Below are 13,497 nucleotides of genomic sequence, written 5' to 3' on the forward strand. Positions count from 1 at the left end.
CTCTTTTTGGTTACTTCTGTCAGAGCTCGTCGTCAATGAGGTCGGGGTCGAGCTCCTCATAGTCCCCCTCTTCCGCTCCAAAATCAAAGTCTTTGTCAAAATCATCGCTACTACCATTCGGGAATACTTCTACAACAATTTTCGTTTCCGCCACCAGCTCCACCGCAAATTCCCGCTCGACCCGGATCATTACGCTGCCACCTCCAGAAGACACACTGGCCTCGACGCAACTCGGCTCCTGTGTAGCTTCGGCGGATACTTCCACTGTAGACGCCCGGTGCTTCGGATCAAGATACGAGAGCGGCACATTTTCTACGTACGACACCGTTTCCTTGGCCACATCGGTCTGCGAGTTTTTATCGTATGAGTACCAAATATTGATATCATACGTCCCGACGACCTCAATGCCGTCCCCCGCCGCCACAGCTTCATACTGGTGGTTAATAATCCATGCCCCTAAAATGCTCGTCGGATTATTCGGCGGAGTTACGGTATGGGTTACGGTAGAGAATCTGCGACCTTTACCACAGATCGCTTTGGTAATAATCTCTCTACGATTTTTATGACTTAATGCCATTCTTGAACCTCCTCCATACAATCAATCATTCCATACATATGTATGCAGGTTGTGGGCGAATGTTGAGTGAATAGGCGAAAAGGAAAAAATATTATTTGTATAAGCATATGCCGCGATGGCTTGAACTCATGCACGCCAATGTGTTACATGCTGCTCAACGATCTGTAAAAATTCGCTAAGAGCCGGAGATTTCCACTTTTTCGTGTGATAAGCGACCTGAGTAGCCACCTGCTGTTCACTGTCATCCCAGGCTAAACGCGCCATTTTACCTTCTCGCAGCTCATTTTGTACCGTTACCAGCGGAAGCAGCGCAATACCCAATCCAGCCATGACACACTGCTTGATGGCTTCAATACTCCAAAATTCCAGGCTAGGGTCTGAAAAAATACCGTGTCTATTCAAATATTGCTCAAAAAGGATACGGTACGTACATCCTGCCTCCGTATGCAAAATGGTTTCGTCCTTCAAGTCGGCAGGCTCTACCCGGGTATAAGTAACCAGCGAATGCTTAAGTGGAGCAACCAAGGCCATCGGCTCGTGAATAAGCGTGGTGACATTCAGTTCTCTATCCTCCGTCTCAGGCTGAAGCAAAAAAGCCAAATCCAGCTCACCAGAACGGATCAAATCGCGTAATTCCCAGCATTCGCCGGGTTTAAGGACAATTTTAACCTTCGGATACCGTTCTTTATACTCACGGATCAGACTCGGTAGACGAAAAGCGGCCAGAGACTCTGGTGCTCCTATTTTCAGCGTGCCCGCCAATTCTGTTTCTGAACGAAGTGCATCCTTAGCCATAGCATGCATCTTGGAAATTTCCTGCGCATAGGGCAGCAGCCGTCGTCCGGCATCCGTCAGCATGATTTTTTTGCCAATGCGATCAAAAAGCGGCGTACCCAACTCTGTCTCTAGCGCTTGAATTTGAGCAGTGATACTCGACTGTGCATAATCCAGTATACGCGCTGCTCGCGTAAAACTGCCTGCCTCAACTACATTTAAAAAGGTAAACAAATGCCGCGATTCCATAATCCGCTCCTTCAATCGGTTTTTCCGATGCAAGCAATCGTTATATTCCGTTTTTCCGATAGATTGATTATCTGATAAGCTGGAGAAAATAACAAGAGAAAGAAGGCTTTTCTGCATGTCAAATGAAAGTAAACTTCAATCTACCATTGGTCTTCCACAGGCCATTGCACTCTATATCGGAGCTGTACTGGGTTCGGGGATATTGATTGTGCCTGGTCTTGCAGCCCAAATGGCGGGGCCGGCATCGCTGCTGGCATGGGGTTTTATGACCCTGCTCATCTTGCCAATGGCACTTTCCATGGGTCTTCTATCTGCCAAATTTCCGAATGCGGGAGGGGTATCGCATTTTGTCACGTTGGCCTTTTCACCACGTGCCGGTGCTTATATCGGGTGGTTTTTTCTCATGTCAGTTCCGATTGGGGCACCTGTTGCCGCACTCACCGGAGCCGGCTATATGACCGCAGCCATGGGGTGGGGAGAGGAAAGCCGCATGATGTTAGCCGCTGCTATGCTGGCGGTGGGCCTGATCATCAACTGGATCGGCATGAAGGTCGCGGGACGTATTCAGATCGCAGTCGTCATAGCTATCGTAGCCGTCCTTATATTCGCCATTGCCGCAGCACTTCCTCAGATGAAAACAGTCCACTTCACCCCGTTTGTTCCACATGGCTGGCTCTCCGTCGGTCAAGCGGCCGCGATTCTGTTTTGGTGCTTTATCGGTTGGGAGGCCGTGTCCCATATGTCAGAGGAATTCACCAATCCCCGGCGGGCGGCCGTTAGAGGTGTGACCATTGCAGCCGTCATTGTCGGTTTGCTTTATTTCTTAACTGCGCTGGCTACTGTGGGCACACAAAGTTACCTTGCAGGGGATTCGGATGCTTCACTCGTATGGGTGATTAGTCGGGCTATCGGGCCATGGGGCGCGATAATTGCAGGCTTGACGGGTATCTTTATTTGTACTGCTACTATTATTGCTTACGTTGGTGCCGCTTCACGTGTCGCTTATGCTTTATCCCGGCAAGGACAGGCCTTTCGCTGGATGGCCATGTTATCCCAACGATTCCATACCCCTATCGGGGGCATTGCTTTTCTTAGCATCTGCTTCGTGATCATTATGGTGTTGTACGGTAGTGGTACTGTTTCACTCACTAACCTGATCCAGTTCCCGAACGCCACCTTTATTCTGACCTATCTCGGCGGTTGTGCAGCAGGAATTAAGCTTCTACGTGGTAGTCGCTGGGGCGTTTCCATTAGTTGGATATCGTTCATCTCTACGGCGATCGTTTTCCCCTTTGTCGGATGGGCTATGCTGTACCCTTGCCTGATCACCGCTGTCTTATGGATCACAGACCGAATTCGGCACAAACGGACTTTGAATCATTCGGCTTCTACCATTACTGAACAAGAAAAGGCTACTGTCCGTCATGGATAGTAGCCGCTCAAGGCCTTTACTCTAATTTTTTACTGGAGTAGGGGCCTTGTCCTTTTTCGCAATTTTCAAATACTGATGAAGTTCATGTGTAAGCTGCAATAATGCCGAGCGAATCTCAAATTCCTCCCGGGTTGCGGGAAGCTCCATTGCTTTAAATTCTTCACGAACCTGCTCTAGCAACTTCTCGGTCTGCCCCGTATAATGACCTGCCAAAACGTCATTGCTAAGCTGGTCGAACAGCTCGGCAAGAAGCTTGGCCTGCGGCATATGCTGATACATTTGTGCGATCAACTGCATCATGTTTTGGATCGAATCCAACTGTTCTTTTCGCATATAAAAATACACATTCCAGCCCTCTTGGGGACGAAGCATCTGATTTTCCAAGGAACGCCCCGCCTCAGTAACCCCTTTGGCTATCACGCTGTTCGCTTCAATAACTTCCTTGCCATCCCATATGTATGCTGGACTACGCAGCGTATTGGCCATGTTTCTGAATATAACAGAAAATGTCCGATCCACCTCCTGCCGAATTTGTTGCATTGTATTATCAGAACCCGGCATATAGGCTAAATTGACAATCATCGCGGAACCCAGTCCAATCACTAGCAGAGCTAGCTGGGTCAGCAGTACCTCCATATCAATCACGCCGCCACTGAATACGCGAAAAACTACGACCGAACCGGTGACGATCCCTTCTTTAAAGCCCACCCGTACAATGACTGGAAACGCCGTTAAAATATATAATGCCAGTACCCAATCATGGAATCCGAATACTACAAACAAAACACAAGCAAAAAGAAGCCCCACGACGGATGCAAAAAATCTCGCCGAAATGGTACGGAGACTTCTCTTGCGTGTGACATCTACCCCCAAAATCGCTAAAAGCCCTGCTGAGGTGGCTCCATGAATGCCAAAACCCTCCGCAATAAGTACGGCCATTAATGCGGCAATAGCCGTTTTAATCGTACGAAAGCCCATGAAAAAATTCTGTCCTCTCTAGATGAAATCTGTTTTAGCATTTTCATAAATTTTAAGTATTTTCATTTTTCATGGTACTTTATTTTCACGTTTTACACAAATGTTCAGAAATTTTATTATTACCGATGAGGACGACCGGAAAGCAGACGATGCTCCACATACACGACCGCCTGATACATCAGTGTAGCTACGACAGCAATGATTAACAAACTCGACATAACCAGCGTGAAATTGAATACCTGAAAACCATAGATAATCAAATAGCCTAAGCCGTTTTTAGCCACCAGAAATTCACCAACAATCACGCCAACCCATGCCATACCGACATTCACTTTCAGCGTAGAGACGATTGCAGGAAAGGATGCAGGTAAAATCACCTTTTGAAACGTATCACGGCGTGATCCGCCAAACGTGCGAACCACTTTGATCAGATTCGAATCGACTTCCTGAAAGCTGTTGTATACGACTAGTGTCGTAATGATGACCGTAATGGAGAGGGTTGTCATTAGGATAGCAGTAAATCCCGCCCCAAACATGACGATAAAAATTGGACCTAGCGCCACCTTAGGCATACTGTTGAACACGACCATATAGGGATCAAGCACCCTCGACAAAAACGGTGACCACCAAATAAGTACAGCCAGCAACGTACCTAACAGTGTACCGAGTAAAAACCCCGCCATCGTCTCTCCCACGGTGACACCTACATGTCCCCATAATTCACCACTGACCGCATCCTTACCGATCTGGGTGAAAATTTTGCTTGGATAGCTGAACAGCAGTACATCAATCCACTTCAAACGGCCTGCAATTTCCCATAGCACAAACAAAAGCAGTAAAATAGCTGTCTGGACACCTGTCACTAACCATCGTTGCGAACGCCTGCTGCGTAAATACGCCTGATGTAGTCCTTGAATCCAACGTTGCTCAAGCTGATCCGCTTCGTCCTTCATATGTTAACTCACTCCTTTGCTCCCGAAGCCTCCAGTTCACCCCATATTTCATGAAAAAGCTCATTAAAACCCGGCTGCTCGCGTGCATAAAAAGGCTGAGCTTCTCGGATGCAATCCGGAATCTCGAAGGTACGTCGGATATGACCCGGATTTCGACCCATCACTATAATCCGGTCACTGACCGCAATGGCCTCGGCCAAATCATGTGTGACTAAAATAGCCGTCTTTCTCCGCTCGCGCAAGGTTTCCGCAATCAGATCTTCCAGCTGTAGCTTGGTTTGATAATCCAGCGCGGAGAACGGCTCATCCAGCAGCAGCAGTCCCGGATTGGTCGCCAGCGTCCGTACCAGCGCCACGCGCTGGCGCATTCCCCCAGACAGCTGGGATGGATGCAGATGCTCCTTCCCTCCCAGACCCATGCCTTCCAGCAACAGCCGTGTCCGCTCACGCGCAGCTTCATCTACTCTGTTGCCTAGTTCCAGACCCAACAATGCGTTATCCATGATCGTCCGCCACGGGAACAGATAATCCTGCTGCAACATGTAACCGACCTCAGGGCTCGGGCCACTTACCGGCTGACCTTGCAGCATAACTTGGCCTGCCGCTGGACGCAGCAGTCCGGCGATCATGGACAGGATCGTCGTTTTGCCGCAGCCGCTTGGACCGACCAAGCTGACAAACTCCCCTGTCTCTACGGAAAAATCAATATTCTCAACCGCCAGCGAAGCTTCACGATCCGTTACATAGACATGCGTCACGTGCTCCAGTCTCACCATCGGGCTGGTAGCGTCCGAAGTTAGACCACTCCGTTCCTCCATCATGACGAGCCTCCAGCACCGACATCTGCATCCGTAGATTCAGCTGTGCTCTTTTTCACAGGCGGTTCAGTATTCCCGGTAGAGCTTGACGAAATCGCTTGTTGTGCAAAGCTTGGGTTCACTAGCTTATCTAGTGCAACCGGACTTTTAAGCTCCCCTGCCGAGGTCATGACATCTTGTAAGTTCTTCCATTCCTTTTCCTCAATCATCGGGTTCAAAGCATAGGTACTCTGTTCCTTATATCGCTTGATACTACTCGTCAAAATAGCTAAATCTGTATCTTTAAAATAGGGCGTGATTGCTTCGGCAATCTGTTCAGGTGAATGCGTAGCAATCCACTGTTGTGCCCGATATACAGCATTTGTAAATTTCTGTGCAGCCTCGCTATTTGTGTTCAGGTAGCTTTGCTTAGCCATATATACCGTATACGGCAACTCGCCGCTCTCCACACCGATAGAGGCAACAACCCGCCCACGACCTTCCTTTTCAAAAATAGATGCCTGTGGCTCAAACAGCTGCACATAATCCCCTGTACCTGAGCCGAAAGCAGAGGCAACATTAGCAAAATCAATATTTTGAATCAGCTTCAGATCCTTGTGAGGATCAATGCCGTGTTTGCGAAGCGTAAATTCAAGTGACATTTGCGGCATTCCGCCCTTGCGTTGCCCCAAAAAATTTTGTCCTTTCAGCTTTTCCCATTCAAAGCTATCCTGCGTTTGACGGGCAAACAAAAAGGTTCCATCCTTCTGTGTCAGTTGGGCAAAATTAATGATAGGGTCCTCTGCCCCTTGCTGATACACATAAATAGATGTTTCCGCGCCGATCAGCGCGATATCCGCCTGATTGGACAACAACGCCGTCATCGCCTTGTCACCCCCGGGAATCGTTGCCAATTGGACATCTAGTCCCTCCTGAGCAAACATTCCCTGGCTCAAGGCTACATACTGCGGCGCATAAAAGACCGTACGGGCTACCTCGCCCAGTCTGATCTCAATCGTCTGCTCCCCTTTAGGGGCGCACCCACTGAGCAACAGTAATCCGAGTAGTGCCGCAGCCACCACAGCTTTGAAACGAGCGCCGTTTTTCATCCTTGTTCCCTCCCCACCTTTTTACATCGTTGACTTCATATATTGTTATGCGGCTGTCGATATAATCGTTAATCTCATACAAAAACCCCGCGTTCGCCCAAGGAACGCGGGGTAGATGCATATATGATTACTTTAGAGTTTCTAAATCACAGCTTGTATATGGAGGTATATTTCTCTTCCAGATAGTCGGCGAGATAATCCGGGTTCAGCTCCTCGCCCGTAATGGCTACAATTAACTCGGACGGCGTCCGGCTCTTGCCGTAACGATAAATCCGTTCGGTCAGCCATTGCTTGATTGGCTCAAGCTCTCCAGCGGCAATCAACTCCTCCAGATTTGGCAACTCCTTGCGTAGCGTCGCCAAAATTTGCGCTGCATACATATTGCCAAGCGAGTAAGAAGCAAAATAACCAAAATCACCACCAGACCAGTGAACGTCCTGAAGTACGCCCAGCCCGTCATTCGGTGGAAGAAGCCCCAGGTATTCCTTATATTTCGCATTCCACACCTCGGGGAGGCGCTTCACATCCAGCTTTTCATTAAACAACATTTTTTCAATTTCATAACGGATAATGATATGTAAATTATATGTCAGCTCATCCGCTTCAATACGAATCAGTGAATTTTCCACACGGTTGACTGCCCGATAAAATTGATCTGCCGTAACCTTCGCCAAACGATCAGGAAAATGCTTTTGCAAATCATCGTAATACCGAGCCCAAAAAGCACGACTGCGTCCGATTTTATTTTCCCACAAGCGGGACTGGGATTCATGAATCCCCATAGAAGTTCCTCCGGACAGTAGTGATCCTGCCAGCTCAGGAGCAATATTTTGTTCGTACAGCGCATGGCCTCCTTCATGCAACGAACTGAAAATAGCGCTGGTTACATCATCTTGCAGATAATGTGTTGTTATACGCACATCACCTGGATTTAATCCTGTTGCGAAAGGATGTACGCTCTCGTCCAAACGACCTGCATCAAAGTCATAGCCCATCTGTCCTAAAATGAACAGGCTGAACTTCTCCTGCTGCTTCACATCAAACACACCATCTAAAAAGCTCTTATCCGGCTGGTTTGGTGAAGCCTGAATTTTAGACAATAGTGGTAGAAGGCGCTTTTTGAGACGATCAAACACAGCATCCAGCTTATCAACCGTCATCCCCGGCTCATATTGATCCAAAAGCGTGTCATACTCTGTATCCTTAACACCCCAGTAGCCGATAAATTCACGCTTCATGTCTACGATTTTAGACAAGTAGGGTTCAAATCCGGCAAAATCGCTATGTTCCTTTGCGTCCTCCCACTTGCTCTCTGCCTGTGCTGCAAGAATGCTATACTCCCGGTATCGGTCTGCCGGAACCGAGCGATTCAGGTCATAATTTTTGCGGCATTCCTCCACTAATCTGCGATCATTGCCCTCCAGTTGCTCCAGCTTGTCTTCTGCGGCAAAAAATTGCAGCAATTGTCCCATCTCATCTGAGATCATCAGCTTGAACATTTCAGTGGACAGCATACCTAACGTCTCCGACCGAATGTCAACGCCCTTGCGCGGAGCACCCGTCCGTAAATCCCAGTGCAGCAGGCCTACTGCTTCGCCATAACTACTAATTTTGTGTGCAAGTTCCTTTAAAGCATTCAATTGATCCAACGTCTGTTGCGCCATAATTAAGGTCACCTCTTTAACTTAAAATGGTTAAAACTTTACAATACCTATACTTGATGATACTTATATTAAAAAGTATAATCAACACACAACATGTACGACCAGCTCCTACGACCTAAAACAAACGTTGGACTGTACATATCAAACTTTATTAGAATCTGGAGGGAACAATCGTGGATCACATCAAAGAAATTTTAGAGTACAATCGTGTTTTCGTAGAAAACAAAGAATACGAGGCCTATAGAACGGGCAAGTTCCCCAATAAAAAAATGGTCATTATCACCTGTATGGATACACGGCTAACGGAGTTGCTCCCAAAAGCTATGAACCTGCGCAACGGTGATGTTAAAATCATCAAAAATGCGGGTGCGATTATTTCACAGCCCTTTGGAAGCGTAATGCGCAGTGTGCTCGTCGCCCTGTATGAGCTGGGAGCAGACGAAGTCGTCGTCGTAGGCCATTATGAATGCGGCATGGCTGCATTAAATGCAGACCACATGGTCAATGAAATGCTCGATCGCGGAATTTCTCAGGAAGTGCTGAACACATTAGAAAATTCAGGCATTAAGCTAAATAAATGGTTAAAAGGTTTTGATAACATTGAGGAAGGGGTAAGAACTACCGTGAAGCTTATTAAAAATCACCCGCTTCTCCCCCCTAATGCCCCCGTTCACGGTATGGTTATTCATCCAGATACAGGAGCGTTAACGCTTGTCGTTGACGGGAATGAACAGTAAATAGGATACGCTTCGGCAGAAAGTTAACAGGGTAGTTTAAGCTCGTACGTACGAGCCTAAACTACCCTTTTTTATGAAAAAAAGCGCATATACGTGGAGAATGACAGGAGTCAATTTTGGCTAACCTGTGAACGACCTGTCTGAAAGTTGTCAAACCATACAGTTTCAGTGTACACTTTTCATGAAGCTGCAGAATACCTGCCGCAGTGCTGTTACAACCGTTACTATGATGGATGAAGGAGATAAGATCTATGAATTTACTATCGTATGGTCTGTTGGGGCTTCTCGCAAGAGAGGAATCCTCCGGCTATGATCTGATGTTGCGTATCCAGCCTTTTTGGCAGGCCAAGCACAGTCAGATCTATCCACTACTGGCCCGTATGGAGAGCAAGGAACTGCTAGCCTCCCGTTGGATTCAGCAGTCCGACAAGCCTGATAAGAAAATGTATACCATTACCGACAAGGGAATCCATATGCTTCAGCAATGGTCCCAGGAAGCGTTAGCTGCTCCGGTTACACGGGATGAATTAAGTCTTCGACTTTTCTGTCTTTGGTTGACGGACAAAAGTAGTGCCAATCGTATGCTGGAGGAACGCAAACGTCATTTTATTCAGAAAATCCAGCATCTTGAGGATATTCTGAACGACATTCCCGCAGAGAATTTACATTTTGGCAGTAAGAACTTTGGTGACTATATTTTAGTACAAAAAGGACTTTTGAATGCTAAAGCAGGTCTGGAATGGTGCCAAATGGTTCTGCGCATGCTGCTTGCCGGTGATGTCAGCGCGGATACTAATCCGTTTTCACTTAAGCCGCAAAGCTGAATGCTTTTACCAATCCATGCATAGGATTTATGGGCGTTATTATTTAATTTTTAAAAATTAAAATTCTTTGAAACCCTTTTCCATGCCATTCGTATTACTGGTAAGCGGTTGTTTGACCTATAAAAAAATTTACTAAGGGGGATATATTTACATGAAAAAAACATTCACTTTGAAAAATATGATGATGCTGATGATGGCTTTTACCCTACTCATTGCTATGATCGCACCATCTACAGCTGATGCAAGGCGAGGCGGCGGGTTTAAATCCGGGCCTAAATCATACCAATCTACACCAAGCAAGGCAAATGACAGCAGTGGCGTCAATAAGTCAGATAGCGGAACCAAGTCAGGAGCAACTGCTGGGAATACAAGCAGAACTGGTGGATTCCTTGGCGGTGGCGGCGGATTCCTGAAAGGTATGATGCTGGGCGGTTTAGCAGGTATGCTCTTCGGCGGATTGTTTGGTAACATGGGCGCATTGGGCAGCTTGCTTGGCCTTGCTGTTAACGTTCTCGCTATTTACGTCCTGATTATGGTCGGAGTAGGTATCTACCGTGCTATTAAAAATCGTCGCAGACCAGATGATTCCCGCGGAGGACGTTACTAAGCTATGATTTTGAGTATGGATGAGATTGTCAACGCTATTTGCTTGCATATGGCTGAACGCAAAGGTGTCCAGCCCACTGATGTGACAGTAGAATTAAGCTGGGAAGAGGATACAGGCTATTCAGCAGAAGTCCATGTACAGGGCCGCAGTCAATATCTGGTGGAAGCCAATATGATAGAAGCCATTCTGAGATACCTGTATTCTGAATACAATATTCGTGCCTATCGCGAACAAATCAGATTGGATCTGGATGAAGAAATTACTGCTATTGTCCAAACTTGATTATTTCGCATAGAACAGTCGTATAGAGTTACAAAAGAACCGACCTTTGCTTGATGGCAAGGGTCGGTTTTTTGTTGATCGTTTTTCTAATAGATCAAGGTGCCATGTATTACATTTAGACGCGGACGTACCTTGTTATATGGATTCATTTGCTCTATGAATAGCCTGTCTGCTAAATGATGGAGCCGGAGATAGCTGTACCTGCGGCACCCTTTCGAGTAAGCCACTACCGTACATTTCCCGAAACGGCTGCTCCTCCATATGAATATAGCCGATATAGCAGCCGCATTCTTTCATCCGGCACGGACGTTTGCCACTCAGACCCTCAAGACCATCCCTGTATAAGTGTCCAAGCACCCGTCGATCCTGATAGCAGTGCTTTACTCTTCCGTCACCCTGGACATAAAATACATCTTCACCGGCGCGACATGCCCGCCCCTGACTACTGTAATCCTGCAAATTCCATTGAAAATAAGGGTCAATTGCAGACAATTCAGCAACCTCAGCATCTGTATAATAATGTGGTCGATCCTTGTAGGCGTTGATCCACAAATAAACATCCCTTGGAAGTTGTGATCGCAAGGAACGAATAGCCGGAAATGCTTGTCTTAACCCGACGGTACCGACACTATAGGAAATACCAAGTTCATATAGCATCATAGCCTGCGATATAAAAACTTGCTCTTTCGTCTCTCCAGGGTGATATGTAGCCCACAGCGCAGCAGTCTCCGGGTTCAGTTCTTTCGTCCAATCCAGCTTAGTCGATAGATTCGTCTGTACCGCCACTTTTTCCACATGTGCCATGTGGGAAAACTCAATCATGGTCTTGCGATACCAGGAATGAATCAAGGCTTCTCCATACGGATTAAAAAAAATAGAGAGACGATACCCCAGAGCGCCCTGTTCCCGTACCCAATCGGAAAAACGTTCCAACTGGGCCCGATCCTTGTTCAACGTTTCCCGACTATCAACGTTCTTACTGAACGGGCAGTATGGGCATGTATAGTTGCATGAGGTCAACGAACCGCGATAATATAAGGTCGCTCTCATGCGCCTACATATCCTTCCATGCGCTCACGTACTGACGTGGAGATCATCCAGTCCCCAATCGCATCGGAATAGGCCATTCCTTCCTCTGTAAGGCGCAGCGTGCCCTCCTCGACGACAGCCATACCGGATTCTAGCAGCAATGACATTCCCGTAAAATCGTCCGACAGGGATACATCGAAGCGCTCTGCATAGGCCGATAGCTCCAAACCTTCCCCATGAAGAAGCGCCTTCAGGATAAAACGTCGCTTACTCTCATCCGCATCTAGAATAAAGCCGTAGTCAGCCAGATCATGACGTTCCGCAGTAACATAATCTGCGATAATACTACGCGTAGCTGCTGCACTAACACCATAACGGCTGGCATAGTGAACATTGCGTGTATAGGAGCGTGCACCACACCCCAGACCAGCCATACCTTCCTCCTGACAACTATAGGGCAAAAGCTCTTTGCTGGATAAACCATCATTTTTAGCAAAACGGCGCATGGAATATTGTACATATCCTGCCTGTTTGAGCCGTTCGCGCGCCACTTCATACAAGCTAAGACGAATATCATGATCCAGCCCGGTATAGCCTGGCTTTAAAATCGTATTTTCTCTAATATATAGCGGATAAAGAAAAATCTCTCCTGGCGAGTAAGACAGTGCTTCCTCTAAAGAATACAGCCAGGTTTCCACTGTTTGACCAGGCAGGCCATAGATCAGATCCACGTTCAGCAAAGGAAAGTTGTATTCCACCAGCCGCTCAAGTGCTTCTCTAACAAGTTTGGGCTTCTGAGGTCGGTAAATGGCGGCACTTTCTGATTCCACAAAGCTCTGAATTCCCATGCTGACACGATCTGTCCCGCGGCGCTTGAGCACCTCCAACCTATCCTCAGTCACAGTATCGGGAGAGGTTTCTACCGAAATAGAAGCTCGTTTAGGGTCCAGTCCCATAATATTTTCTGCAATGTCAAACAAACGCTCCACCAAAGGAGCTTCCAGTAAGGTCGGTGTACCGCCGCCGATCGCAAAACGCGAAAAAGGCCGACGGCCCATAATGGGTGCCCATTGCTTGGCTTGTCTTTCTAGCGCATCCACATACTCCTTATGTACATCCAGACGCTTGTCCGGCAAAGTGAAGAGGTTACAAAATCCACAGCGAGCCGCGCAAAACGGAATATGCATATACAAAAAATAGCTTTCTAACTCCTCCTTTTCCCACAACTCCTGCAATGAAAGCGGTGTATCAAACGAACGATAGGCCGTTTTATGCGGGTAAGAGTACAGATAGGAGCGATAGGGAGCTTCACGGATCGTGCGTGCCCATTCAGTAGGAGTTTCAGGCCACTGAAACCCAGATGGTGCTAAGTTTGTGTCTATCTCAGGGGCTACCGCACCCGTTGGATGCGAGTGATTCAGATTCATGGCTTTCATTTCTGCTCCTTCCTCGCGCTGGATTGATTTCTTGATATTTTACCAGTGC

General features: G+C 47.3%; 14 protein-coding genes. 5 read left to right on the top strand and 9 right to left on the bottom strand.

What is annotated here, in order from left to right; genetic code table 11:
• Positions 1-19: 19 nt before the first annotated feature.
• Positions 20-577: an outer spore coat protein CotE gene (locus T3H97_RS14295; protein WP_013310588.1), complete on the bottom strand. Its 558-nt coding sequence runs from the start codon at positions 575-577 to the stop codon at positions 20-22.
• Between the two features lie 126 nt (positions 578-703).
• Positions 704-1,600 carry a LysR family transcriptional regulator gene (locus T3H97_RS14300; RefSeq protein WP_328800063.1) on the bottom strand — a complete coding sequence of 299 codons (897 nt, stop codon included), beginning with the start codon at positions 1,598-1,600 and terminating at the stop codon, positions 704-706.
• 115 nt (positions 1,601-1,715) lie between these two features.
• On the opposite strand from T3H97_RS14300, the gene T3H97_RS14305 reads away from it, so the two are divergent.
• On the top strand, positions 1,716-3,032 hold the full coding sequence (locus tag T3H97_RS14305) for an amino acid permease (RefSeq protein WP_328800064.1): 1,317 nt from the start codon (positions 1,716-1,718) through the stop codon (positions 3,030-3,032).
• A gap of 21 nt (positions 3,033-3,053) precedes the next feature.
• On the opposite strand, the gene T3H97_RS14310 is transcribed toward T3H97_RS14305, so the two are convergent.
• The 5 genes from T3H97_RS14310 to T3H97_RS14330 form a co-directional block, all read right to left on the bottom strand.
• Positions 3,054-4,010, bottom strand: coding sequence for an aromatic acid exporter family protein (locus T3H97_RS14310; protein WP_023989050.1), 957 nt, complete (start codon positions 4,008-4,010; stop codon positions 3,054-3,056).
• Between the two features lie 119 nt (positions 4,011-4,129).
• Positions 4,130-4,963, bottom strand: coding sequence for an ABC transporter permease (locus tag T3H97_RS14315; RefSeq protein WP_013310592.1), 834 nt, complete (start codon positions 4,961-4,963; stop codon positions 4,130-4,132).
• 8 nt (positions 4,964-4,971) lie between these two features.
• Entirely contained in the window at positions 4,972-5,784 is an 813-nt protein-coding gene (locus T3H97_RS14320; protein WP_328800065.1) for an ABC transporter ATP-binding protein, read from the bottom strand.
• On the bottom strand, positions 5,781-6,869 hold the full coding sequence (locus T3H97_RS14325; protein WP_328800066.1) for an ABC transporter substrate-binding protein: 1,089 nt from the start codon (positions 6,867-6,869) through the stop codon (positions 5,781-5,783). The genes T3H97_RS14320 and T3H97_RS14325 overlap by 4 nt, the downstream gene beginning before the upstream one ends.
• 146 nt (positions 6,870-7,015) lie before the next feature.
• The gene (locus T3H97_RS14330) at positions 7,016-8,533 is read right to left on the bottom strand and encodes a carboxypeptidase M32 (RefSeq protein WP_328800067.1); all 1,518 of its coding nucleotides are present in this window, start codon (positions 8,531-8,533) and stop codon (positions 7,016-7,018) included.
• A 173-nt stretch (positions 8,534-8,706) separates the two neighbouring features.
• Between T3H97_RS14330 and T3H97_RS14335 the strand changes: the two genes are divergently transcribed.
• The 4 genes from T3H97_RS14335 to T3H97_RS14350 all read left to right on the top strand — a co-directional run bounded on the left by T3H97_RS14335 (position 8,707) and on the right by T3H97_RS14350 (position 10,983).
• The gene (locus T3H97_RS14335) at positions 8,707-9,270 is read left to right on the top strand and encodes a beta-class carbonic anhydrase (protein ID WP_061831592.1); all 564 of its coding nucleotides are present in this window, start codon (positions 8,707-8,709) and stop codon (positions 9,268-9,270) included.
• A gap of 251 nt (positions 9,271-9,521) precedes the next feature.
• Positions 9,522-10,094 (top strand): PadR family transcriptional regulator, encoded by a 573-nt coding sequence (locus T3H97_RS14340; RefSeq protein WP_013310597.1) that lies wholly within the window; start codon positions 9,522-9,524, stop codon positions 10,092-10,094.
• Positions 10,095-10,245: 151 nt separating this feature from the next.
• Positions 10,246-10,701 (top strand): hypothetical protein, encoded by a 456-nt coding sequence (locus T3H97_RS14345; RefSeq protein WP_328800068.1) that lies wholly within the window; start codon positions 10,246-10,248, stop codon positions 10,699-10,701.
• A 3-nt stretch (positions 10,702-10,704) separates the two neighbouring features.
• Entirely contained in the window at positions 10,705-10,983 is a 279-nt protein-coding gene (locus T3H97_RS14350) for a YxcD family protein (protein ID WP_013310599.1), read from the top strand.
• 135 nt (positions 10,984-11,118) lie between these two features.
• Here the strand turns inward: T3H97_RS14350 and T3H97_RS14355 are convergent, their stop codons facing one another.
• Both T3H97_RS14355 and T3H97_RS14360 read right to left on the bottom strand, forming a co-directional pair.
• On the bottom strand, positions 11,119-12,033 hold the full coding sequence (locus T3H97_RS14355) for an STM4011 family radical SAM protein (RefSeq protein ID WP_328800069.1): 915 nt from the start codon (positions 12,031-12,033) through the stop codon (positions 11,119-11,121).
• Positions 12,030-13,448: an STM4012 family radical SAM protein gene (locus T3H97_RS14360; RefSeq protein WP_328800070.1), complete on the bottom strand. Its 1,419-nt coding sequence runs from the start codon at positions 13,446-13,448 to the stop codon at positions 12,030-12,032. The genes T3H97_RS14355 and T3H97_RS14360 overlap by 4 nt, the downstream gene beginning before the upstream one ends.
• Positions 13,449-13,497 lie beyond the last annotated feature (49 nt).

The organism is Paenibacillus sp. LX16, from assembly GCF_036252815.1.
GTDB classification, from domain to species: domain Bacteria; phylum Bacillota; class Bacilli; order Paenibacillales; family Paenibacillaceae; genus Paenibacillus; species Paenibacillus polymyxa_B.

Coding starts and splice junctions, on each gene's coding strand:
- T3H97_RS14295 (WP_013310588.1), bottom strand. CDS start 577: ATGGCATTAAGTCATAAAAATCGTAGAGAGATTATTACCAAAGCGATC.
- T3H97_RS14300 (WP_328800063.1), bottom strand. CDS start 1,600: ATGGAATCGCGGCATTTGTTTACCTTTTTAAATGTAGTTGAGGCAGGC.
- T3H97_RS14305 (WP_328800064.1), top strand. CDS start 1,716: ATGTCAAATGAAAGTAAACTTCAATCTACCATTGGTCTTCCACAGGCC.
- T3H97_RS14310 (WP_023989050.1), bottom strand. CDS start 4,010: ATGGGCTTTCGTACGATTAAAACGGCTATTGCCGCATTAATGGCCGTA.
- T3H97_RS14315 (WP_013310592.1), bottom strand. CDS start 4,963: ATGAAGGACGAAGCGGATCAGCTTGAGCAACGTTGGATTCAAGGACTA.
- T3H97_RS14320 (WP_328800065.1), bottom strand. CDS start 5,784: ATGATGGAGGAACGGAGTGGTCTAACTTCGGACGCTACCAGCCCGATG.
- T3H97_RS14325 (WP_328800066.1), bottom strand. CDS start 6,869: ATGAAAAACGGCGCTCGTTTCAAAGCTGTGGTGGCTGCGGCACTACTC.
- T3H97_RS14330 (WP_328800067.1), bottom strand. CDS start 8,533: ATGGCGCAACAGACGTTGGATCAATTGAATGCTTTAAAGGAACTTGCA.
- T3H97_RS14340 (WP_013310597.1), top strand. CDS start 9,522: ATGAATTTACTATCGTATGGTCTGTTGGGGCTTCTCGCAAGAGAGGAA.
- T3H97_RS14345 (WP_328800068.1), top strand. CDS start 10,246: ATGAAAAAAACATTCACTTTGAAAAATATGATGATGCTGATGATGGCT.
- T3H97_RS14350 (WP_013310599.1), top strand. CDS start 10,705: ATGATTTTGAGTATGGATGAGATTGTCAACGCTATTTGCTTGCATATG.
- T3H97_RS14355 (WP_328800069.1), bottom strand. CDS start 12,033: ATGAGAGCGACCTTATATTATCGCGGTTCGTTGACCTCATGCAACTAT.
- T3H97_RS14360 (WP_328800070.1), bottom strand. CDS start 13,448: ATGAAAGCCATGAATCTGAATCACTCGCATCCAACGGGTGCGGTAGCC.